At 31.8% G+C, this 21445-nt stretch carries 21 protein-coding genes; all 21 read right to left on the bottom strand.

Annotated elements, in window-relative coordinates:
* Positions 1 to 5: 5 nt before the first annotated feature.
* The 21 genes from PBT89_RS15145 to PBT89_RS15245 all read right to left on the bottom strand — a co-directional run bounded on the left by PBT89_RS15145 (position 6) and on the right by PBT89_RS15245 (position 21429).
* Complete coding sequence (locus PBT89_RS15145; protein ID WP_270062570.1) at positions 6 to 794, bottom strand: polysaccharide biosynthesis/export family protein; 789 nt, start codon at positions 792 to 794, stop codon at positions 6 to 8.
* Between the two features lie 70 nt (positions 795 to 864).
* The gene (locus tag PBT89_RS15150; protein WP_270062571.1) at positions 865 to 2208 is read right to left on the bottom strand and encodes an undecaprenyl-phosphate glucose phosphotransferase; all 1344 of its coding nucleotides are present in this window, start codon (positions 2206 to 2208) and stop codon (positions 865 to 867) included.
* Positions 2209 to 2275: 67 nt separating this feature from the next.
* Complete coding sequence (locus PBT89_RS15155; RefSeq protein WP_270062572.1) at positions 2276 to 3013, bottom strand: WecB/TagA/CpsF family glycosyltransferase; 738 nt, start codon at positions 3011 to 3013, stop codon at positions 2276 to 2278.
* Positions 3014 to 3039: 26 nt separating this feature from the next.
* Positions 3040 to 4284, bottom strand: coding sequence for a glycosyltransferase family 4 protein (locus PBT89_RS15160; protein ID WP_270062573.1), 1245 nt, complete (start codon positions 4282 to 4284; stop codon positions 3040 to 3042).
* A 21-nt stretch (positions 4285 to 4305) separates the two neighbouring features.
* Positions 4306 to 5313: a nitroreductase family protein gene (locus PBT89_RS15165; RefSeq protein ID WP_270062574.1), complete on the bottom strand. Its 1008-nt coding sequence runs from the start codon at positions 5311 to 5313 to the stop codon at positions 4306 to 4308.
* A 3-nt stretch (positions 5314 to 5316) separates the two neighbouring features.
* Positions 5317 to 6498 carry a polysaccharide pyruvyl transferase family protein gene (locus PBT89_RS15170; RefSeq protein WP_270062575.1) on the bottom strand — a complete coding sequence of 394 codons (1182 nt, stop codon included), beginning with the start codon at positions 6496 to 6498 and terminating at the stop codon, positions 5317 to 5319.
* A gap of 7 nt (positions 6499 to 6505) precedes the next feature.
* The gene (locus PBT89_RS15175) at positions 6506 to 7078 is read right to left on the bottom strand and encodes an acyltransferase (RefSeq protein WP_270062576.1); all 573 of its coding nucleotides are present in this window, start codon (positions 7076 to 7078) and stop codon (positions 6506 to 6508) included.
* A 13-nt stretch (positions 7079 to 7091) separates the two neighbouring features.
* Positions 7092 to 8192: a glycosyltransferase gene (locus PBT89_RS15180; RefSeq protein ID WP_270062577.1), complete on the bottom strand. Its 1101-nt coding sequence runs from the start codon at positions 8190 to 8192 to the stop codon at positions 7092 to 7094.
* Between the two features lie 12 nt (positions 8193 to 8204).
* Positions 8205 to 9029, bottom strand: coding sequence for a glycosyltransferase family 2 protein (locus tag PBT89_RS15185; protein WP_270062578.1), 825 nt, complete (start codon positions 9027 to 9029; stop codon positions 8205 to 8207).
* Complete coding sequence (locus PBT89_RS15190; protein WP_270062579.1) at positions 9029 to 9652, bottom strand: acyltransferase; 624 nt, start codon at positions 9650 to 9652, stop codon at positions 9029 to 9031. Before PBT89_RS15190 ends, PBT89_RS15185 begins: the two co-directional genes overlap by 1 nt.
* Positions 9653 to 9666: 14 nt before the next feature.
* Entirely contained in the window at positions 9667 to 10908 is a 1242-nt protein-coding gene (locus tag PBT89_RS15195; RefSeq protein ID WP_270062580.1) for an O-antigen ligase family protein, read from the bottom strand.
* Positions 10905 to 11564, bottom strand: coding sequence for a CatB-related O-acetyltransferase (locus tag PBT89_RS15200; protein WP_270062581.1), 660 nt, complete (start codon positions 11562 to 11564; stop codon positions 10905 to 10907). Before PBT89_RS15200 ends, PBT89_RS15195 begins: the two co-directional genes overlap by 4 nt.
* Before the next feature lie 4 nt (positions 11565 to 11568).
* Positions 11569 to 12552: a hypothetical protein gene (locus PBT89_RS15205; RefSeq protein ID WP_270062582.1), complete on the bottom strand. Its 984-nt coding sequence runs from the start codon at positions 12550 to 12552 to the stop codon at positions 11569 to 11571.
* Positions 12553 to 12562: 10 nt separating this feature from the next.
* The gene (locus PBT89_RS15210) at positions 12563 to 13522 is read right to left on the bottom strand and encodes a glycosyltransferase family 2 protein (RefSeq protein ID WP_270062583.1); all 960 of its coding nucleotides are present in this window, start codon (positions 13520 to 13522) and stop codon (positions 12563 to 12565) included.
* Positions 13519 to 14607 carry a polysaccharide pyruvyl transferase family protein gene (locus PBT89_RS15215; RefSeq protein ID WP_270062584.1) on the bottom strand — a complete coding sequence of 363 codons (1089 nt, stop codon included), beginning with the start codon at positions 14605 to 14607 and terminating at the stop codon, positions 13519 to 13521. Before PBT89_RS15215 ends, PBT89_RS15210 begins: the two co-directional genes overlap by 4 nt.
* A 79-nt stretch (positions 14608 to 14686) precedes the next feature.
* Complete coding sequence (locus tag PBT89_RS15220) at positions 14687 to 15283, bottom strand: DapH/DapD/GlmU-related protein (protein ID WP_270062585.1); 597 nt, start codon at positions 15281 to 15283, stop codon at positions 14687 to 14689.
* Between the two features lie 89 nt (positions 15284 to 15372).
* Positions 15373 to 16128, bottom strand: coding sequence for a hypothetical protein (locus tag PBT89_RS15225; protein ID WP_270062586.1), 756 nt, complete (start codon positions 16126 to 16128; stop codon positions 15373 to 15375).
* A gap of 6 nt (positions 16129 to 16134) precedes the next feature.
* On the bottom strand, positions 16135 to 17682 hold the full coding sequence (locus PBT89_RS15230) for a hypothetical protein (protein WP_270062587.1): 1548 nt from the start codon (positions 17680 to 17682) through the stop codon (positions 16135 to 16137).
* Between the two features lie 186 nt (positions 17683 to 17868).
* Positions 17869 to 18993, bottom strand: coding sequence for a GDP-mannose 4,6-dehydratase (gmd, locus tag PBT89_RS15235; protein ID WP_270062588.1), 1125 nt, complete (start codon positions 18991 to 18993; stop codon positions 17869 to 17871).
* 38 nt (positions 18994 to 19031) lie between these two features.
* Positions 19032 to 19982 carry a GDP-L-fucose synthase family protein gene (locus tag PBT89_RS15240; RefSeq protein ID WP_270062589.1) on the bottom strand — a complete coding sequence of 317 codons (951 nt, stop codon included), beginning with the start codon at positions 19980 to 19982 and terminating at the stop codon, positions 19032 to 19034.
* A gap of 52 nt (positions 19983 to 20034) precedes the next feature.
* A complete protein-coding gene (locus tag PBT89_RS15245; RefSeq protein ID WP_270062590.1) occupies positions 20035 to 21429 on the bottom strand; it encodes a nucleotide sugar dehydrogenase in 1395 nt (464 codons plus the stop codon).
* Positions 21430 to 21445: the final 16 nt, after the last annotated feature.

Genomic DNA, 21445 nt, shown 5'->3' on the forward strand with positions numbered 1-21445 from the left:
ATAAATTATCGGGTTATTAATACAGCTAAAGAAATTAGAACAGAAGCTATGGAGATATACACAGACGCATTTCGATTATAACTTGCGGACTGAATTTGTGGGCCATTAGGCTCAACGTACACCAAATCATTTTGTTGTAAATAATAGAAGGAAGAATTAACTATATTAGCATCGGTCAAATCTAAATAAGCATGTACCTTCTCTCCGTCCTTACCTTCTCTAACCACCAGCACATTTTTACGTTTACCATAAATGCTAAGATCCCCCGCGAGACCTAAAGCCTTCGGCAAACTTATATATTCATCGTTAACTGTAAAAGTTCCAGGTCGATTTACCTCTCCTAAAACCGTTATTTGAAAATTTGATATATGTACATTGACAATAGGATTCTTAATGTAATCTGAAATTTTAGCTTCTAAAAAAGATGTCAATTCTTTTCGGTTCATTCCAATAACTTTGATAGAACCAAGAACAGGGAATTGTATTTCTCCATGAGAATTTACGAGATACTTTTGCAAAGAAGGTGTTCCTCCAATTCGAACTTCTCCCGGTTGCCCTCCTAAGCTATTACCAACATAAGGCAGATTAAAAGGCATTGCCGCCTCAATTTCATCAGCTGAAACGGTAATCGCCAATTGATCATTGGGTTTAATTTCCAAATTATTATAAATCAGATTATCAGCATCTCCTTTAAGCTGATCTATATTTTGAAAATAAACCATTTCCTCGCGAGAGACACAGGAGGATAACAATAAAAAACAGAATATATAAAGAATAAATTTGGACTTCAACATTAATATAGATTTTAGGCTAAAATAAATCTTTATAAAGATCTAAAAAATAAATTATAAAATTTAAATAATATCAATAGGCTTTTTCCTCTCCTCCTATTGCGTTCAACACTGTTTTGATAATAATTTTAATATCCAAAAGTAAAGACCACTTTTCAACATAAAAGATATCTAAACGAGTACGATTGATAATATCAGATTTCACCACTACTTCGCCACGATAGCCTTTTATTTGTGCGAGACCCGTAATCCCAGGTTTCGCATAATGCCTTACTAAATATTTATCAACAGAATTTTCGTATTCCCTTGTATGGGCTTCCATATGAGGTCTAGGCCCCACCACACTCATATCTCCTTTCAATACATTAATAAACTGCGGCAATTCATCTATACTCGTTTTCCGGATAAATTTTCCAATCTTAGTAAGGCGAACATCGTTTTTCGTCATCATTTTTGTATCTGCTTCTTTATTTACGGCCATTGAGCGAAACTTATAGCAAAAAAATGATTTTTTATTTACTCCATGTCGCTTTTGCTTAAAAAATACCGGGCCACGGGATTCCAATTTTATCAAAATTCCAATAATAGGAACTAACCATGATAGCACAAATATCAACACAAGCGAAGAAAAAACAATATCAAAACTACGCTTTGTATAGCGCGCCACATCAGTATCCAATGGTAATTTTCTTAAATTAAGAATAGGCACATTTCCAAACAGTTCGACATTCATGGCTCTCGTATAAACCTCTTTATTATCTGGTACCATTTTTATTTTAACCAGATTATTATCACAAAAAGCAATAAGTTCATTAATTTGTTCCGAAGATAACCTGGATACCATACAGTAAACTTCATCTACCGTATTGTCACGAATAAAATCGAACGCCCGATCTATATTCCCTAAATAGGTAATACTTTTAGAGGGATGATTATCGAAATACCCCCTATACCGATATCCTAGTTCCGGCTGATCAAAAATTTGACGGATCTTTTTAAGCTTCCGGTCCCTCCCAACTACCACAACACTTACAAAGTTTCCACCTTCTACACGATAGATATCTCTTAGATAATAAAAAATATAGCGATAGATTATGATAGTGGAAAAAATAACCAACAATACTTTTATCTGATATACAGGAGATATTGAAAGATTACGAAAACTAAAATTGGTAAAATAAGCCAAAGAAAAAATAAAGAACAATTCCAACACTTTATGAAAATTAGTAAAAAAGCGCTCATTTCTTTTTGTGGGATAAAAATCGATGGCGAAAGTAATCAATAACCAAGAAAGATTATAATAGACTATGGCTACGATATTATTATAGGTATCATAACTTAAAGTAAACAATGTAAAATTAATTATAATAAGATGTATTATAATTGAAACAGGTATGATTAAAGAAGACCTCTTCATATTTTTTTCAGCTATGCTGCAAAACTAATTAATAATAACGAGCTTTGCCTTAATTTCGAATATAGCTCTATCTTTTAAATTTTTCCTTTACTATTAAATATATAAATAAAGAATTGGTGTAGGCGTATCTTTTAAAAAGCCGCCTTGGCTCCTGGCTTAATCTAAAAAGCCATTCTAATGAAAATCTCTGCATTAATTTTGGTGCTCTTTTTTGCATGCCAACCATTACCGGAAGCGCACCACCAATCCCAATCATACATGCATTAATTCGTCCTCTCATCGAAGCCATCCATTTTTCCTGCTTTGGGCAGCCTAAAGCTACAAAAACAAAGCCTGCTTCACTTTGATTTATTAGCTGAATATAATCTTCTTCTTCCTCTAAATTTAAGTCCCTAAATGGTGGGCTTATTAAGCCTACTAAATTTAGGTCAGGATATTTATTTTTACAAAATTTGCTGGTTTCATCCAACATTAACTGGGTACCACCATAAAACAGCACATTGATATTTTTTTCCTCCGCTAATTCAAGTAAATCCGGTAACAAATCCATTCCTGCCACACGATCCTGCTTAATATGATACAAATAATTTAAAGCCTTAGCAAGCGGCATGCCGTCGGGCGTTACCATATCTGCATTATTAACTACTGCCGCAAAATCTTTATTTTTATAAGCCTCCACCAGCATATGGACATTTGCTACACAAGTATACGATGAAATCTTTTTTTCTGCATAACGGGTTAAATCCTTAATAAAATCCTGATATGATTTAATAGAAATATCAATACTTATAAGTCTCTTTCTCATCAAGAATGTCTCTTTATAAAAATTACCTATGCTCTATTTTTGCCTAAAGCATCTCTATATAGATCAACAACTTTCTTTGCTTTATTATCCCAGGACAACTCTAACTGACCCTCAATACAATTGATAGACATTTCTTTTAATAAATCCCTATTTTCAAATAGATAATTTAATTTAGAAGAAAATTCGGATACAGACTTTTCTGGTGAAGAAAGTTTAATTTTAACCCCTATTTTTTCATTAACAATAGCCCCAAATCCGCAGGCATCAAAACAAAGGACTGGTAATTGATTAGAAATCGCTTCAAGAACAACGGTAGAAGTATCTTCACTTACACTGGTAAAGAAAAAAACCTGCATTTTCTTCATTTTCTTCAACACCATTACATGAGGAATACTTCCATAAAAAATAACCTGATTTTTTATACCCAAAGTTTCTACCATTTTATTTGCACTAATTTCCTGCTGCTTAGAACCACTTCCGACAACATGCAAAATAATATCTGGATTGTTTGCTCGAGCTATACTTTTTAAAGCCAAAAGTAATTGCTTTCGAAAATCAAATTTACCTACCCAAAGAAGATTTAACTTTTTTGAAAAGAATCTATTTGCAGAAAACCCGCTATTCGTAGGATAGCTTCCAGTTTCAGAAATAATTACTGAATCTAATCTTTTATATTTTTTTAAAGCATTATGAGAATCGGGAATAGAACTTATAAGTACATCAGCACGTTTTAGAGCTTTGTTTACCCTAATATCATTATTAAGCTGGTAAAGGTTAAGAAAGTTCTTTAGTCTGTTAAAAAGCTGATATTTAATACCTGCACCTTCCAAATAATTTACAGGAAATTTCTTTAATCCACCTATCGGCCCCCAAACTAAAGGAATACTTTCGATTTTCCATAAATATCCAGGTTCACGAAAACCAATCATATTAAGTTGATGAAGGATATCTATATTTTTTTGTTCAACAATTTCTTTAGCTAATTGGTAAGTTTTATATTGCCATTTTTTATAATATCTATAGAAACGCCAATCCCCCTGATTCCAACACATCTTTCGAACTTCTTCTGAAACCGGGTTATAATAAAAATACATATTAGATGCCTGCGGTAATTTTTTTAGAGCTTCCTCAATATAAGCTTTAAACTCTCCCTCGGTAATTATATGTACCTCACAATACTTGGCTAAATTAATACACCAGTTCCATCCCATTCCTGGTTCGCTTCCTGTATGTGGAGAACACGCATAGACATTAATAAGAATTTTGATCATTTTAGCTGAAATTCAATAACCTTAATTTATAACCTTATTTGTAAAGCTAATATCATACCTTGGTGAAATTGCCAATTTAAATTCTTCTGGAGGCACTCCACATGCTATCATACAAATAAAAACTTCAGAGGGAGGTATATTACACAATTCCTGAAGTATTTTATCCTTTTTAGGTGTATTACTACAATTTAAGGGACATGCGCCTATTTTATTAAAATGCAAAGCATACAAAAGATTCATTAAATACATTCCCCCATCAACAAAAGCTTGATTCCTTTCAAAAGAATGACCAAACACGCCCAACTCAGATGTAACAATAATTAATTTATCAGCCAGATGACCAAAACCTCTATTTCCTCCTTGGATTTTTAATATTTCTTGAATAAGCCTTTTATCAGTAAAAACATAAGTTCTCCATGCCTGCCTATTACAGGCGGAGGGTGTTTTTTTAGCTAATTCTATAGCCTTAGTAATGCTTTCTATGGGAATATTTGAATCCTTAAAGTTTCGTAAACTATGTCTTGAAACAGAAAATTTATCAAATGGAGCCATTGTATTTTTAAAATATTCTTCACTATAATTTATAAGCTGCTTAGAAACTTGACCTTCAATACCCAAAGAATTAATTCTGCTTAAACTTTCAAGGGTATTACTTTCTAATTTAAAGTTATTCTGAATATGAAAATTTTCATACTCTTTTATAACAGCAACGGCATGTTTTAACTGAGGCTCATTAATCCCAAATAACTCACTATACTTCAAACATTCGTTAATTAAAACTATTAGCTTAGGTTGTCCAAAACCTAAGCGAGTCTCTGGCATTGTCAAACCCTTTTCAAACACATGATAATGTTTAATAATATTACCCATTAACTCATTCTGGTTTTTCATTAAGAAAGAATCAGAATACTTTTTGTAACGCTTTCTATCGTAATTATACGACTGATAAATAGTATATGCTCTTAAAGTTTTATTGAAAATAAATCTAATAAAACTGTCCGGAAAAATTTTAAAGAGTAATTCTTTCATAATTTATTTATATTCAGCATTCAAAATACGCTGTAAATATCCCATCGAATCATTTCTGGATTCATTTAAGAGTCGATTAGCTTCACTAAAATTAATATTTTCAGATAACTGCCCATTATCACTTTCTCCATCTTCCCAAACAATACGATCTGATAAATTCAGCATTTCTAAAAAGTCAGTAATTCTGGAATTATTTGCCTTATTAGGTCTCAAAACTGCAAAAAATGGAATATTAAAATTAACAGAAAAAGCAGTCCCGTGAAAAGAAGTTGTTAGAACAAATTTAGCGTTTTGGAATAAGGCTATAAATTCAGAAGGTCCTGCATCTTCAATATTATGAATCCCATCTATTTTTTTATTTGCGTAAGCTCTTTTACAAATATTATATATTTCACAATTAAACTTTTGTTTTAACTCATAAGCTTTTTTCACCAATTCATCAGATTCATGTAACTTATATAGAAGAATATAATCTCCTTTTGGCAAACTATTCATGTTACCCCCATTAATAACTCGACTCCAATCATCTTTAGAAAGCAATAAAGTAGGGTCTAAAACCTGCTGTGCTTGTTTCCCAGATAACTGCTCAACTAGAGCTACCCCTTGCTTTTCTCGCACACCTATAATATCAAGATTATTAAAAAAATCGCGATATTTAGCATGTAAACTCTCAGGGATTTGTGAAACCCCAAAACTGGAAGCATAAGTCACTTTTAGCTTATCATTAGGAGCGAAATCAAGAAAATACGGAGATAATGATGTTCCAGTTCCAGGATTCCAAACTTGGTCACTACCAACCATGTAAATATCATATTCTAAGCTCATTTTACAAAGTTCCTCATAACTTCTGTATTGATCTTTAGAATAACTAGTATTGCCATTTGCATGAAACCTATAAAAATTTTTTTTCCTGTTTTTAATAGCAGCAGAAAACACAGAACTTCCTTCGATTAAAGGCGAAACCACCCTGTACATTAAAAAGTTTTTAAGTTTACTTTTTGTATCCAGTTTTAATACTGGTTGGGATAAACTAGTCGGTTTATGATTTTTATGTTTATAATATAAATAATCTATAAGTTCTGCATCATAACCTAGGTTCCTTAATTTTCTTTGAAGCGCGTAGGCTTGTAACTCAGCACCATAATTGTTTGTTCTTGATATGGTAATAATACCTATTTTTTTCATTCTTGAATTAATTAGTACTTAGTTTATTAAGATATTCTAAATGTTCTTTTTTTTGCTCAGAAGATTGGAATCTATCCCTGATTTTCTTAGCAGGAACCCCCCCCCAAATCTCACAATGCGGTATACTTTTGTTTACCAAACTACCTGCTGCTACTATAGATCCAGAAGAAATTTTGACACCCGCTAAAATTATTGCTCCATTTCCAACCCACACATCATTACCCACATAAGTCATTTCATCCTTGCCACGTGGTGCATCCCACATGCTTATTCCCGGTTCTGTAAAAGTATGATCATTCCTACCAACAAATGAAACATTACCTGCTATAAGTACATGATTTCCTAAAATTAAATCAGTTGCTACTCTAGAGCCCTTACCTATTTGCACCTTATGCCCTAAAACTATTTTACGCCCCTTGGCAAATCTTACATCTTTCATTACCCTCACAAATCCATTATATTTTACAAAAGGAAATTTAAAGTTAAATACATACCAGGTACGAAAAACGTTAAGAAAATGATTCAAAGCAAATTTTAACTTACTTGATCCTACTGGCATATTACTATACTGAAAATTCATAAAATACTATATATTATAAAAAATCATTAAAAACTTCCACATATTGTTTAAAAGACACCGGCATTAAATTAGGTCTTTGATTCTGTCTAATATGGTCTATAGAATAAAAATTGTTAAGCTCATTAACAAATTTTTCTTTATTTAGAGGCTCAAAAAGTTTTCCGTTTTTGTCTGATATAAAATCGATTGCTCCAATATGTTTGCTAGCCAAAACGGGGCAACCAAAAATCAAAGCCTCATTAACCACTGCACCAAATGGTTCAAATCTACTTGGCAATATATAAAAGTTTGCTATATCGTACCATGCATATAATTTAGCTCCTGAACAAAAACCAGCAAAAACAACTTTATCGCTAATTCCTAAAGATTTAGATTGCTCCAATAACTCATTCTTTTTACTTCCTTCTCCAACCAAAACTAATATATGATTCTTATTATTAGATTCTGCAAATGCAGAAATCAATAAATCTAATCCTTTAACATGTTCTAATCGCCCGGAATAAAGAATAATTTTTCTATCACCAAGATGAAATTTTTCTTCATATTTATTTATTATTTCAGGAAACAAACTTCTATAACTTAACAGACTTTCGGGATTTTGAATATTTGGACATACCTCCACCCTCAAATGAGGAAATACATTTCTATACCAATTCATCACCCTTTTACTATAAACAATCACTGCATCAGCATTCTTCAGTACATATTTTCTAGATTGAGCCTTTAAACCTTTTGCTGATTGAGCTATTACAATATTATCGGAAGTGGTAATGACATATTTATACTTGACAAACCTTTTATAAAATGCAAGGAGTATACTAGTAGGAGCATATTCATGAGAAAAGATAATCTTCGGCTTTACAGATTTAATTAAGCTTAAAACCCCAAACCTTATAGGTCTTTTGCCAATTCTAAAGCCCTTGTTCAAAAAAACAGTGTCTATTTCAGGTTCTAGTAGATTTAAAAGTTCATGCCTATTATACTTAAAACCTTCCCTTTCAGAATCAGTAAAAGCAATAGTTAGATCATAATATAAACTCATCTCATTAAAAACGTCAATACGCCAAGGTGGTAGATATTGGAAAAAAATTAATGCTTTTGTTTTTTTAATCACAGAAATTAAATTTTAGTTCCACAAATAAGGAGCTACAAGCCTTACATGATTCGTTATATAATGGAATAGAGCTATTCCGAAACCCTTATGCCTTTTCTCAAATTTATAAAATTCCTCAGGGTTATTTCCCAACGGTGAACGAAAAGCTTTCCAACGCTTTAGGAATGACTTTTTGGGATTACACCAAGTAGCTAATTCATGATGTAAGTCACACTTGCCTAATATTTCTGGTGCAATATACATTTTCACCCCTTCAGCTTTCGCTCGTAAACCATAGTCAAAATCTCCTAAGGCATGTCTAAAGATTGGATCATTAAGACCTACAATTTTATGAACATAAAACGGAATCAAAACTATATTTCCATTAAAATAATCACACTCTTGCGGAGATTGTTTTGGAATTAATAAACCCTTTTTCCTCGAACGACCTCCATAAGTAATCTTATTATGATCGTCAAGAGCACAAGTAGTCCCTACAATAATTGATTTATCCTTAAAATCATAAGAAGTTTTTAATAATTTTTTCAAAGCATCTTTTTTCAAATAGGTATCATCATTCAACCATAAATAATAATCAAATTCCTGCTTCTTTAAAGCAACAGTCCAGGCCAAATGCATCCCTCTATTCCAAAATAAATCTCCACTTCCCCTAATAACATTGACCTCGGGAAACCTACCTGCAACAGCTTCGGAAGTCCCATCGGTACTTCCATCATCCACCATGAAAACATCTATGTGAATATCTGAAGGTATACTTTGAATAAATAGACCGTCTAAACAGTCGAGCGTCTTCTTTTTTCTATTGAAAACAGTTAAAATTACCGCAATAGTCTTCATTATTTGATTTCTTTAATAAATCTAGCAGGATTTCCGGCCCATATTTGGTTATCTGGCACTGATTTTGTAACAACAGAACCTGCTCCTATTATGGAGTTCTTACCGACAGCAACTCCTTTGAGAATAATTGATCCAGCACCAATAAAAGCATTATCCTTAATCAAGACTGAAGCTTTTATTTTGTGTTTTAAATCCTCTTTACTTCTTCTAATATTCGAATCTAAAGAATGGAAGTCAGTATCAAAAATTTTGACACCTCCACCAATTTTAACGAAATCTCCTATAACTATTTCTTTGTAACAGATTAAAGCAGCCTGAGATATACCTACATTATTACCAATAATCAACCTTGCATCTTTATCTACAAAAAAAGTACATTTATCATAAAAACCTATAGGGTTTCCTTTAATCCCATTATGCATAGAAAAATTCTCACCTATTGTAAAATTTCCTCTACGGGCAATCATCATATAAGGGAACCCGGTTGATTTAAATTTACCGAAACAGACACCATTTCCTGTGAAAATAATATAACAAATGAATTTATCATACCTTTTAACAAGAAACTGCAAAACTTTTCTAAGAGTCTTAAAAATTATTTTAAAAAGTAATTTTAATTTCATTTATGACTATTAAATTAACTTAATAAAGCACTCTTACTAAAAAGACTTTGGATCCAATTAAAAAAGTCTTTATCATTCATGCTTCTAAAAGTTTCAGAAAAGCATACACCAACAGCGATCCATAGAACCAAAAAGTTTAAATCAAAACGGCTAAAATCCTCTATCCAACTATAAAACCACCTGAAGGCAACATACACTCCAAGAATTTTAGAAAAAATATTATTTGACATATATATTGAAGTATGGACAGCTTTAAAGAAAATAATAAAATATGCTATAACTCCAACTATCCCAAAATAATTAAAAATGTTTAATATAGAAACTTCGGAACTTTGGCGCTCATCCCTATCAGTTTCTAAACGATATTGTTTATAAGCCTCTAACCAATCAAAAAAATTACTGTCAAAACCTCGAGCCATAGATCTTCCCAAAAACCAATAATCATTATTTATTGCAGAACTTATGACCTCTTCATAAAGAAAAGTCCTAGTGTCCACCAAAAGTTTCTGATCATCATTCTTAGTATCTAAATACTCGTCAAATTTAAATACATTAAAGGTATTGTTAGCTGCGAGATAAAAAAAAGCAAAAGGCAAAACAAAAAACATCAAACTAATCAAGAAAAATATTTTCTTAGAAAAGAAATTTCTGAAATAATATAAAAAACTTAATCCAAATGGAACTATAAATTTAATTACGTTGCTTCGCGCACCACTACTTAATAATGTTATCAATAAAATTGAAAGAATACCAATAAATTTCCACTTTTTAGGTAAAATTGGAAAAAACAATAAAAAAAAACTTATGGGCATTAAATATCTTCCGTAAGCCTCAGGCAATATAAACATCAGAAAAATTGGAAATAAAGGAAATGCACAATTTTTCCAATATTTTATAATTTTACTCAATATCAATGGTGAACCAAATGCATAAACTGATATTGGCATTAAAAACACCATTAAATTACTTATTAATAATTTCCAGTCCCAATAATATTCCGACTTGAGAATACCATGCATAAATGAAAATAATACAATAATCAAGAAAAAAGATATAGGCCAAAAACTAGAAGTAATAGAATTTAATAAATAAGATTTTGTTTTAAAAAAGAGCACTAAAATAATACCGTAAATAATCCACCAAAAAAATGTATTTCCTATCGGCAGTCTGGACCATTGATTTACTGAGGATAATGTTACTAACAAAATACAGAAAGGTAAAATTTTAGTTGCATAGTAATAGGCTTTAGTTCTCATTTCCAATTCATATTAACAATATCCCACGGAGACTCATTCCACCATTCACTCTTTAATAAATTATTTCTTTCATTTTCGTCAAATCTAAATTTTATTATTTTTGCTGGAACACCTCCTACTATTGCATATGGCGGAACGTCTTTAGTCACAACAGCTCCAGTGGCTACAATTGCTCCAGTACCGATTATAACACCATCCATAATAGTTACTCTAGCCCCCAACCAAACATCATGTTCTATCTTAATTTTTTTAAATTCGATAAAATCCAAGTCTTTATCCACAACCTGAATATTAAAAGTATTTACACGTTTATAAAAAATTGGAGAAGTCGAGATCAGATGTATTGGATGACTACCTAAGCCTATATTCACCTCATGAGAAATCGAACAAAAATTACCAATTTCGGCATTCTGAACCATTGAATTTCTACCTATATAAGTATAATTTCCAATCTTACTATGATTAATTATATTACCAGATAATAAATGAGAATTCTTACCAATTTCAGAATCTGACGTAATTGTTACATTTTTATCAATAATCGCCTCTGGAAATTGTTTTCTATTCACAATATCCCGAGCGTGGGAGTTACTAGAAAAAAGTAATGCTCTAAATGCTCCCATTGGAAAATATAATAACCTCTTAAGATATTTCATAATTTTACCAATAACATGAATCCTCAACATTACCCGCAGTCTCAGGTTTCTCAATTTCAAGTGGTCGCACCCAATATTCATTCATTAATTCTGAATATTCACCATTAGAGATTTCCCACTCTTTAACCCCATAATTTGGATCTTCCCATCTTTTTCCTCTAATTCCAAAAACTAATTGCAAGGCTCCTCCTAAATGAATAGCTTTTTTACCAATTCTCTTAACATGTGCTGCTAAGGGAAAACCATAAGCCCCGGCCCCTATCAAACAAATATCAAAATCAGCTTTATCAATTTGCTCCTTCATCCCTTCCAAAGCATCAAACCAATCAATATATTCTGAACTAGTCTGACCTAAAGTCTGAACAGCTTTTATTACATCAAGAGATTTAAATTCAGGCAATATATTTGGATTTTCAAACAAATGGACTCTTTTGTCATATTGATCAAGTATTGTTTCTGAAAAGGGATGAATTACTAAAACTCTTTTATTTTCTAAAGCCTTTGTCCATGGTAAATCTGACCAAAAAGGCTCTAAATTACGTAAATGTGTTTTGTAACAATTTAAATACCCATCAAAATAATTCTCTCCATCTAACCACGAACCTAAAACATCTACCTCCTGCATATCATCGATCATCATCTCACAAAATCTTTCAATATTATTTAAAGTTGGAGGAAAAAAGCCACTCCATTCGTACATTTGATCAATAATATTATAATCCCACCACCATTTATTTTCTTCCCCTCTAATAAATTTTAAATAATTTTTCCTTCCGGACTTCACTCCTATATAATTTATTAAGCATGTTAATTCTGTAGAACCAAATCTAGCTATCATACAAGGTTCATCAGCAAGTAATCTATTATAAATAAGATTTTCAGAACTTTTAATATAAATTTTCTTTTCTGAAATTCGTTCAGAATTACTAGTGATTTTAATATACAAACGACGTAATGATTTAAGCAGAATTTTTTTTGTTTTATTCATATAAAAATTTTTATTTCCCCAATCTCGGGTATCCTCTCAAACGCCATCTAACTTTAGTAAGATAGATGAAAATATATGACAATATTCTCGTATTCCTACTTCTATATAAATTAAATTCAAATGGAATAAAGCATTTCTTTATTTCTATATTTAGATTATTATTAAAGTACTTGATAGATGCATAATCTTTCTTTTTTAAAAAAGAAAGATAAAAATGCCTAACTTCATACCTCAGAAAAGTTGGATAATCAATATTCAGCTTACCCGTTTCCAACCATCTCATATGTACCAAATTATACCTATCCATTACATGTTTTAGTACTTCCTTAATTTTAGTTTGGGTTGCTTGGCCCGCAACGTCACCTACATATATACTTAGTGGAGTTCCACAATAGATTACCTTTGAAGTAAGTGCTAATTGAAAAAAAAGAGCATAATCTTGATTTCTTTTCATTCCTACCGGAAATCCTCCCAATTTCTCAAACTCAATTTTAGTTACAATTGTAGCACTCGTATGAAGAAACACATGGGGATTTTGAAAAAAACTAATTTCAACTATTTTATCTCGATAGTCTGTAGCTATTCTATTATGTATACCTGTCGAATTCCTAATTAAACCTGCACAACAAAACATACCCGCATTTGGAAATTTCTTGATCCCATCTACCATCGTTTCCAGATAATTTGGGAGCCACTCATCGTCACCATCTAAAAAAGCAATATATTGATTCTTTGCTATTCTAACACCTTCATTGCGGGCAACACTAACCCCTTTATTATCCTGATTTATTATTTTAATTCGGGGGTCATTTATATTTTTTTCAATCACTTCGACTCCTTCATCAGTTGATCCATCATTAACAACTATCAATTCGAATTCTGTTAAAGTTTGATCTAAAACCGTTTGAATAGTTTTTAATATTGTATGCGCTTTATTATATAACGGAATAACAACTGATATCATACTCATATGTGTTCTTTAAGAAAATTAACTCCTACACTTTGAAATTCGCTTAATCGCTCATTTGTCTCTTTCCAATTAATATTTTGGTTCAAAAGTTTATAAATTTGTTCTTTATCAAATTTATAAACTATTCTATCTCCAAGTCCTACCCTGTCTAGTAAAGACACTATCCTCTCATTTTTATAAGGTGTTAAAACCACGAAAGGTTTATTAAATATTAATGAAAATACTACAGCGTGGAAGGAACAACAAATAGTAAAATTAGCATAATAAAAATATTCCAACCACTTTTCAGGAGCAACAATAATATCTGTTGCTCCTTTTAACCAAATGCAAGTATCTGGATTTCTTAAATTTAATATCTCCATTCCTTTTTGGTTCCCAATAAATCTACAGGCTTCCCTCAATTCCTTCGGAAATTCATTAGGCACCAATATATAAGAAACAATATATTCCTTTTGGCTATTACTATCCGGTATAAATCTTTTATAATCATTTACGGAAAGTAGAAACGTAGGATCTGGTGTATGGTATATTTGCTTTGTATCTTTAAATAAAGATTGAATAAAATTCACGGCGATTGTTTCTCTTAAACTGATAGCATAAAAATTCTTTAGCAAAGAATGAATTTCATCATTCATAAATTCAGGCACCTTACATTGCCCCATACTTGCCGCATAGCCAATTTTTTTGACATGGTCTCCTCCGAAATCAAGATAAAATGGCCGATTAATCGTATTTCTAGAACTCACGTTCCAAATTTGGTCACTCCCAGCAATATAAATATCGTAATCTGGCGGATCTTGTTGTAGTGCTTTAAGACTCTTATAAACCTTCTCGCCCCTCTTTAAAAAAGCTCCGTAGTTACCTTGCTTTCTATAGCGGCTTTCGTTTAATGCATTAATTAACTTTTGTCTCATTAATTTTGGGCTTTTTGAAACTAAAGAACGCCAAGTTCTATTTCGTTGTCTTTCAAAATTAATAAACTCAACCTGATGCCCTAAACTCTCTAAAAATGTTTGTAAAGCAAATGCTTGCAACATTGCACCATTATTCAAAGCATCCTGGGTTGTCATTATACCTATTCTCATTCCCTTTATATTTTTATAATAATCGCAAAAAACAATATATACTAGGATCTAAAATATCTATGTAGTTATAGTAAACTGCTTAAAGAGGCTTATTAACTCTTACTCCATCTTGATTTAAAATATATGCATGTGGAGAAACTATAGTACAATTAGAAGGTACATTTTTCGCTACAATAGCACCTGCTCCAATAGTTACATTATTTCCAATAGTTATAGGTCCGATAACAACGGCTCCAGTTCCTATTCTTACATTGTCACCAATTGTAGGACATCCCAATTTCGTCCATCCCACTGTGACATTCTGATTAACCCAAAAACTTTCACCTATACTTTTAGCCAACACAATAGTAGAATTGCCATGTTGTACAAAAACTCCCCCTCCACAATTTTCACTTTTCACCCCTAAAAATAAGAGTGGAGCCGGTTTTAATAATAACCCAAGTAAGTGTGTTTTTCTAGGCCCAACTCTCATGTAAAAAACATTTCTAAACTCTTTACAATTTATCAAATAGTGCATTAAACTCCCATAAAACCCGTGAATGTTTTTCTTTTGAATTTTGGCAAAAGCCTCTAAATCCAATCTTATTTTTTCTTTTTCAGATGAAAAATAAGTTACAAGTAGATGAGGCACTACGTTTACAGCAAAAATTATGAGTTTAATTTTAGTAATGAACATAATTATTATAATTAAAAAAAGAAAAATACTTTCTAATCAGTTCCTAATTCTAGGTATCTTAAACATCTAACAAACTAAATTCTTCCCCGCTAGATTTCTGAAAACTTAATATTTTTATAACTAACATCTATAGAATTACCATTATTTTCCCAAAGAATTAACGCTAACCCCGATGCGTGAAAAAGTTTTTCTGTTTCTTTAACAGATAGAATAATAATATCATTGACAACATACTGATAGTAGTCAATACCAACAACTATCTTGAAATGATTATAAATACCTAATTCAACACTTAAAGGTTTAGAGTATATATGATTATGAAAAAAGCCCTTATAAACTACTTCAAAAGATAATTTTTCATTGTGCCTAAAATTAAACCTATATCTCTTACCTAAATTCTCGAAATTAAAAGCTACCTGAAATTCAGAATTTATAGTATTAATCTTAGCATCAAACTCAAAAATATATGGTGTTTGTAGTTCATTTTGATATTTTAATAATATCCAATCATTACTAACACCTTCATGGAAACATTTAATAATTCCATCAGATAAAAATTCCACTTTCGAATTATCACATACATTATCATTTTTATAATTCGCATCCTTCACTTTGAAAGGAATTAAATCGTTAAGCATAAGATTTTCAATGTATTTAATTTGATTCCAAGAATTATCCTTGAACTCAAAAAAATTCTCTACACTTTTTATATTAATTGCTTTTTTTAAATCATAATATTCAAACGATTTGTTATCACTCTGAAAATTATTCTTTACTTTTTTATTAAGCCTTTCAAATAATATAGGTTTAATCCTATAAATTAGAGCATCTTTTATATTTATCATACCTCTCTAATTCCTTTTTAACATTTCTCCCATTTTCACTTTTGCCTGTCCATAAAGTAACATAACTTGATCCTTTTCATCACTAGCTAGACCTATATAATATGAACTTAATAGACCTACAATAAAAGTAAAAACTAAGCTTATAAATAATCTAAACAAACCTTCCTCTAAAAGCGCTATAATTAAAATACCGATACTTAATGATACCATTGTTGACAAAAGACATCTAACTACAACCTGTTTCAGGAATAAACTTTTGGATAGACCGACAATTTTCTTTGCAAAATGCAGAACAACGCCAAAACCTCTTATTAACCTTTGAGTAATGAACAATACATATAAAGTGTAAGGAGGGTAGCCCATAGTAAAAAGAATATAACCCAGAACTATTGGTAATGCTAGTAAAACTGATACAGATAATTGGTAATTTCTAATTTTACCTGTGGCAGAGATTGCTGATGGTAATGTTATAAATAATTGATCTATTAAACTTATAATTAATAAAAGACGACAAAAAACAACAGTGTACTCTGGTACATTTTTAATCCATAAATGCAATATATATGGCATTTCTATACAGATAGGAATGGCAAAAAAGGCTAAAAGAAAAAATGAAAATTTAGAACCAATCATAGCTGTCTTCAACATACTACTTCTCCTTCCAGCTCCCTCACTCTTAACAATAACAGGATTTAATGCTTTTAGCATAGTTGCAGCAAAAACGCTAATTTGACCATTAACTTGATTTGCTACACCCTGAGCTGCATTAATTCTAGTACCAAAAAACATGTTAAGAACTATACCTTGGCCATATTGAGCGACTATAGAAATAGTGGAACCTAAAAAATTCCATCCAGCAAACCCCGTCATTTCTTTTAAAAGAGATTTATCCCAAAAACGTCTGGGGGATACAACGCATTCCGAATAGTGTTTGTGACAATATATTCTCATTATTGTAAGAATTACTAATGGAATTCCAGCCATTAGAACACCATACATCTTCAACTTATCCATCGCTGTATAAACTACAAATAATGCCACAAGTAATTTTAAAATAGATTCGAGAACACCAACTATGGAAAAATAAAACATATTCTCATGAGCATTTAACAAAGCCTGATAAGGCACACTCATTACTGTAAATACAGTACTAACAATAAGACTTCCGTATACAAATTTAGCTGCATACATTCTATTATCTGGGATATTCAATATACCGTTAAAAAAGAAATAACCAGCTAATAGCAATATTAAAGCTAAAAATATTCCAATTCCAAAATGTAAAATAAGACTTACATTAAATATTTTTTTTTGAATAATCCTATCTCCTCTACCTTCATAAAAAGACATAAATCTTTGAGTAGCACTAGCCATCGCAGCGTTTAAGAAACCTAACATTGCAACAGCTCCACCCACAACACTATATATTCCATAATCAGATGTTCCTAAAGCATTTAAAACTAGCCTCGTTGTATACAAAGAGATAAACATTGTTATCCCCATTTTTGCATATAAAAAGCCAGTGTTTTTAATAACCCTATTCGCTGTAGACATGTAATATTTTGATCAGTATATTTTTATTTTTTTTCATATTTATCTAAAAATTTTCTATTTCAGAAGTTAACTATTATATAAAATTTAATGAAATGATTCAGTAAAACAGTTTCATTTCCTATTTAAGTTTAGGTATTTTCACTAGCCCCAAGATTTACGTTATAAAAAATAGGGATTCAATTTAAATTACTCCATTTGTTTTAAAATTTTATGCCCTGCTTTTAAAAGATCTACATCTCTTTTCATCAACTTTATGTCCCCTTTCATCATATCTTTTACTAATCCTTTTAGATCATATTCCGGCACCCAACCCAGCTTTTGTTTTGCTTTAGATGGATCTCCTAACAACAAATCTACTTCTGTTGGACGGAAATATGATGGATCTACCGACAAGACTTCTTTTCCAATCTCAACTTTATATTCGCCTTTACAGGAAACTACATATGCTTTTTCATCTACTCCTTTACCTTTAAATTCCAACTCGATCCCCACTTCCTCAAAAGCCATACGAACAAATTCTCTAACCGTGGTAGTTACACCTGTTGCTATTACCCAATCTTCAGCTTTTTCAGCTTGTAAAATCATCCACATCATGCGTACATAATCTTTCGCATGTCCCCAGTCTCGTTGTGCTTCTAAATTCCCTAAATATATTTTATCTTGTAATCCTAAAGCTATTTTTGCTACGGCTCGTGTAATCTTTCGGGTCACAAAAGTTTCCCCTCTTCTTGGCGATTCATGATTAAACAGGATTCCGTTACAGGCATACATATTATAAGCTTCACGATAATTCTTTGTAATCCAGAAACCATAGATTTTAGCCACACCATACGGAGAACGTGGATAAAATGGGCAGGTTTCATCATAGAAGCCATTTGCATTTTTATTTTCTGGTAAACCACCGTATAGTTCAGAAGTTGAAGCCTGGTAAATTCTGGTCTTTTTCTCTAGCCCTAATAAGCGCACAGCTTCCAAAATCCTTAGTGTTCCTAATCCATCAACATTGCCAACATATTCCGGAGAATCAAAAGAAACCTTAACATGAGACATCGCTCCTAAATTATAAATCTCATCAGGCTGCGTTTCCTGTATAATACGGGTCAAATTCATAGAATCTGTTAAATCACCGTAATGCAGCTTTAACTTTTGTTCTGGATCATGTGGATCCTGATACAAATGATCAATCCTATCAGTATTAAATAAGGAAGCTCTTCTTTTGATACCATGAACCATATAGCCCTTTTCTAATAATAACTCAGCTAAATATGATCCATCCTGACCTGTAATACCCGTGATTAATGCAACTTTCATAATTAAAATTTTAAGTATTAGTTTAGATTGTTAAATCGTTATAATTTTACTTCCTTAAAGTTCTCTATATTTTCAAGAAACCATTGATACGTTCTCTCTATTCCTTCTTCTAGATCTACCTTATGTTTCCACCCCAAATTATGCATTTTGGAAACGTCCATTAATTTACGAGGTGTTCCATCTGGCTTCGAACTATCCCAAATAATATTACCTGTATGACCAACGCTCCTTTGGATTGTTTCAGCCAATTCTTTAATGGTGATATCGATACCGGTACCTATATTATATAAATGTTCAGGTAGTTTATTCTCAAGTGCAAAAACAATACTTTCAGCCATATCATCAACAAACAAAAATTCTCTCATTGGTGTGCCACTTCCCCATAAAGTAACTGGCGAATTTCCATTTTCTTTTGCTTCATGAAATTTACGAATCATAGCAGGCAAAACATGTGAAGTTTTAAGATCAAAGTTATCGTTCGTTCCATATAAATTGGTAGGCATCAAACTAACAAAATCTTTATTAAACTGTTCACGTATGGCCTGACACGTCTTTACACCCGTAATCTTTGCAATCGCATACCATTCATTAGTAGCTTCCAAAGGTCCAGTAAGCAAATATTCTTCTTTTAATGGCTGCGGAGCTAACTTAGGATAAATACAAGAACTTCCCAGGAATACAAATTTTTCAACATCTAGTTCGTGTGCTGCATTAATTAGATTGTTTTGGATTTGCATATTCTCCATAATAAATTGGTATGGATAATCATTGTTTGCTAAAATCCCACCAACTCTTGCTGCGGCGTCTATAATAACATCCGGCTTTTCTTTTGAAATAAAGTCAGCGACTTGCTTTTGATCTCTAAGATCAAGCTCTTTACTAGTTTTCCCTATTAAATTGGAATAGCCTTTTTTTTCTAAAGTCCTCCATATAGCACCACCTACCATTCCACGATGACCTGCGATATAAATTTTAGCAGTTTTATCCATAGCAATCATTATTTTAATTTCTTGTTTTTAACAATTGAATTAATTCTAATAATTAATTTCCAATTGCATAAAATTTAAATCCTAAATCTTCCATTTCTTTATTACTCAATAATTTTCTTCCATCGAAAAGGAAAGCAGGTTTAAGCATATTTTCATAAATTTCTTTCCAATCTAAAGATTTGAATTCATCCCACTCTGTCATCAGTGCTATTGCATGAGCGTCATTACAGGCTTCTTTAGCAGTATTTACAACTTTAACAAGTTTGCGGTTTTCTTCATCAGACCTTGAACCTAAATAAGCCAAATCAGCATAGATCTGTTCAGCAGTTACTTTAGGATCATACACTACAATTTCTGCCTGTTCATTTAAAAGGTAATCTGCAACATAAATAGATGCAGCCTCTCTTGTATCGTTAGTATCTTTTTTGAAAGCCCATCCTAACATTGCAATTTTCTTTCCTGATACTGTATTATAAAGTGTTTTTACAATGTTAGCAGCAAAACGTCTTTTTTGATGATCATTCATGATAATCACCTGCTCCCAATAATCAGCCACTTCATTTAAGCCGAAAGACTTAGAAATATAGACGAGATTAAGAATATCTTTCTGAAAACAAGATCCTCCAAAGCCTACAGAAGCTTTAAGAAATTTGGGACCAATTCTAGTATCCATACCTACAGCTTTCGCTACTTCACTCACATCTGCACCTGTCTTTTCACAAAGTTCAGACATTGCATTTATACTAGATACTCTTTGCGCCAGAAAAGCATTAGCCGTTAATTTTGATAATTCTGAAGACCAAACATTGGTCGTCAAAATATGATCATTAGCAACCCAATGTCCATACACATCAACTAAAGCTTGCATTGCTTCTCTCCCTTTTTCAGTATCAATATCCCCACCGATTAAAACCCTATCAGGATTTAGTAAATCATCTACTGCCGTTCCTTCTGCTAAAAATTCAGGGTTGGATAAAATTTGGAAATTAACGCCATTCCCAGTATTTTCAAGGATATTTTTTAATGCCTGAGCCGTTCTAACGGGTAAGGTAGATTTTTCGACAACAATTTTATCTGAAGTAGCAACCCTTGCAATTTGCCGTGCACATAATTCTATCCACTTTAGATCAGCTGCCATTCCTTTACCTATACCATAGGTTTTGGTTGGCGTATTAACCGAAATAAATATCATATCTGCTTTATCGATTGCCTCATCAACTTCCGTAGAAAAAAATAAATTTCTACCTCTGGCTTCTTTCACTATTTTAGATAGACCAGGTTCGTAAATCGGAATATTTTCTACATCATCATCATTCCATGCAGCAATTCTTTTTTCATTAAGATCTACTACGGTTACATTAATTTCTGGGCATTTTTGAGCGATAACTGACATTGTTGGTCCACCAACATAACCAGCTCCTATACAGCAGATATTCTTAATTTTCATTTATAGTATTTTAGTT

It is taken from the genome of Zunongwangia sp. HRR-M8 (genome assembly GCF_027594405.1).
Lineage (GTDB): Bacteria > Bacteroidota > Bacteroidia > Flavobacteriales > Flavobacteriaceae > Zunongwangia.

Bases quoted from the DNA above. Each gene is read 5' to 3' on its own strand.
- PBT89_RS15195 (WP_270062580.1), bottom strand. From the start codon at position 10,908: ATGAGAACTAAAGCCTATTACTATGCAACTAAAATTTTACCTTTCTGT.
- PBT89_RS15215 (WP_270062584.1), bottom strand. From the start codon at position 14,607: ATGAGAATAGGTATAATGACAACCCAGGATGCTTTGAATAATGGTGCA.
- PBT89_RS15160 (WP_270062573.1), bottom strand. From the start codon at position 4,284: ATGATCAAAATTCTTATTAATGTCTATGCGTGTTCTCCACATACAGGA.
- PBT89_RS15200 (WP_270062581.1), bottom strand. From the start codon at position 11,564: ATGAAATATCTTAAGAGGTTATTATATTTTCCAATGGGAGCATTTAGA.
- PBT89_RS15175 (WP_270062576.1), bottom strand. From the start codon at position 7,078: ATGAATTTTCAGTATAGTAATATGCCAGTAGGATCAAGTAAGTTAAAA.
- PBT89_RS15170 (WP_270062575.1), bottom strand. From the start codon at position 6,498: ATGAAAAAAATAGGTATTATTACCATATCAAGAACAAACAATTATGGT.
- gmd (WP_270062588.1), bottom strand. From the start codon at position 18,993: ATGAAAGTTGCATTAATCACGGGTATTACAGGTCAGGATGGATCATAT.
- PBT89_RS15190 (WP_270062579.1), bottom strand. From the start codon at position 9,652: ATGAAATTAAAATTACTTTTTAAAATAATTTTTAAGACTCTTAGAAAA.
- PBT89_RS15240 (WP_270062589.1), bottom strand. From the start codon at position 19,982: ATGGATAAAACTGCTAAAATTTATATCGCAGGTCATCGTGGAATGGTA.
- PBT89_RS15220 (WP_270062585.1), bottom strand. From the start codon at position 15,283: ATGTTCATTACTAAAATTAAACTCATAATTTTTGCTGTAAACGTAGTG.
- PBT89_RS15225 (WP_270062586.1), bottom strand. From the start codon at position 16,128: ATGATAAATATAAAAGATGCTCTAATTTATAGGATTAAACCTATATTA.
- PBT89_RS15185 (WP_270062578.1), bottom strand. From the start codon at position 9,029: ATGAAGACTATTGCGGTAATTTTAACTGTTTTCAATAGAAAAAAGAAG.
- PBT89_RS15145 (WP_270062570.1), bottom strand. From the start codon at position 794: ATGTTGAAGTCCAAATTTATTCTTTATATATTCTGTTTTTTATTGTTA.
- PBT89_RS15155 (WP_270062572.1), bottom strand. From the start codon at position 3,013: ATGAGAAAGAGACTTATAAGTATTGATATTTCTATTAAATCATATCAG.
- PBT89_RS15230 (WP_270062587.1), bottom strand. From the start codon at position 17,682: ATGTCTACAGCGAATAGGGTTATTAAAAACACTGGCTTTTTATATGCA.
- PBT89_RS15165 (WP_270062574.1), bottom strand. From the start codon at position 5,313: ATGAAAGAATTACTCTTTAAAATTTTTCCGGACAGTTTTATTAGATTT.
- PBT89_RS15210 (WP_270062583.1), bottom strand. From the start codon at position 13,522: ATGAGTATGATATCAGTTGTTATTCCGTTATATAATAAAGCGCATACA.
- PBT89_RS15245 (WP_270062590.1), bottom strand. From the start codon at position 21,429: ATGAAAATTAAGAATATCTGCTGTATAGGAGCTGGTTATGTTGGTGGA.
- PBT89_RS15205 (WP_270062582.1), bottom strand. From the start codon at position 12,552: ATGAATAAAACAAAAAAAATTCTGCTTAAATCATTACGTCGTTTGTAT.
- PBT89_RS15150 (WP_270062571.1), bottom strand. From the start codon at position 2,208: ATGAAGAGGTCTTCTTTAATCATACCTGTTTCAATTATAATACATCTT.